1 protein-coding gene is annotated in these 1,201 nt (G+C 62.6%); it reads right to left on the bottom strand.

Going from position 1 to position 1,201, the window contains the following annotated elements; genetic code table 11:
* Positions 1-2: 2 nt before the first annotated feature.
* Positions 3-1,196 carry an elongation factor Tu gene (gene tuf, locus AC3WQM_RS31970; protein ID WP_099793527.1) on the bottom strand — a complete coding sequence of 398 codons (1,194 nt, stop codon included), beginning with the start codon at positions 1,194-1,196 and terminating at the stop codon, positions 3-5.
* Positions 1,197-1,201 lie beyond the last annotated feature (5 nt).

Below are 1,201 nucleotides of genomic sequence, written 5' to 3'. Positions count from 1 at the left end.
GCTTAGATGTCGAGGATCTTGGCCACGACGCCCGAACCCACGGTACGGCCGCCTTCACGGATGGCGAAGCGCAGGCCTTCTTCCATCGCGATCGGGTTGATCAGCTTGACGGTGATGCTGACGTTGTCGCCAGGCATGACCATTTCCTTGTCCGCGGGCAGCTCGATCGCGCCGGTCACGTCCGTCGTGCGGAAGTAGAACTGCGGACGGTAGTTGTTGAAGAACGGCGTGTGACGGCCACCTTCGTCCTTGGACAGGACATACACCTCGGCAGTGAAGTGCACGTGCGGCTTGATCGAGCCGGGCTTGCACAGCACTTGGCCGCGCTCGACTTCTTCGCGCTTCGTGCCGCGCAGCAGCACGCCGACGTTGTCGCCCGCTTGACCTTGGTCCAGCAGCTTGCGGAACATTTCCACGCCGGTGCAGGTGGTCTTGACGGTCGGGCGGATGCCGACGATTTCGATTTCTTCGCCGACCTTGATCACGCCGCGCTCGACAGCGCCGGTCACCACGGTACCGCGACCCGAGATCGAGAACACGTCTTCGACGGGCATCAGGAACGTGCCGTCCACAGCGCGCTCAGGTGTGGGGATGTACGTGTCCAGCGCTTCGGCCAGCTTCAGGATGGCTTCTTCGCCCAGCTTGCCCTTGTCGCCTTCCAGGGCGAGCTTGGCCGAGCCGTGGATGATGGGGGTGTCGTCGCCAGGGAACTCGTACTTGTCGAGCAGCTCGCGCACTTCCATTTCGACCAGCTCGAGCAGCTCGGCGTCGTCGACCATGTCGCACTTGTTCAGGAAAACGATGATGTAGCCCACACCCACCTGGCGAGCCAGCAGGATGTGCTCACGGGTCTGGGGCATCGGGCCGTCAGCGGCCGAGCACACCAGGATGGCGCCGTCCATCTGAGCGGCGCCCGTGATCATGTTCTTCACATAGTCGGCGTGACCGGGGCAGTCGACGTGTGCGTAGTGGCGGTTGGCCGTTTCGTACTCGACGTGCGCGGTGTTGATCGTGATGCCGCGGGCCTTTTCTTCGGGCGCTGCGTCGATCTGGTCGTAAGCCTTGGCTTCGCCGCCGAACTTGGACGACAGAACAGTTGCGATCGCAGCCGTCAGCGTGGTCTTGCCGTGGTCAACGTGACCGATCGTGCCCACGTTCACGTGCGGCTTGGTGCGGGTGAATTTACCTTTTGCCATTTTTC

This window comes from Variovorax sp. FW301-JW7 (genome assembly GCF_058788795.1).
The sequence above is the reverse complement of the archived record's forward strand: the minus strand, read 5'-3'. Positions and strand labels throughout refer to the sequence as shown.

What these genes read in the sequence shown, in the direction of transcription:
- tuf (WP_099793527.1), bottom strand. Translation starts at nt 1,196, where the DNA reads ATGGCAAAAGGTAAATTCACCCGCACCAAGCCGCACGTGAACGTGGGC.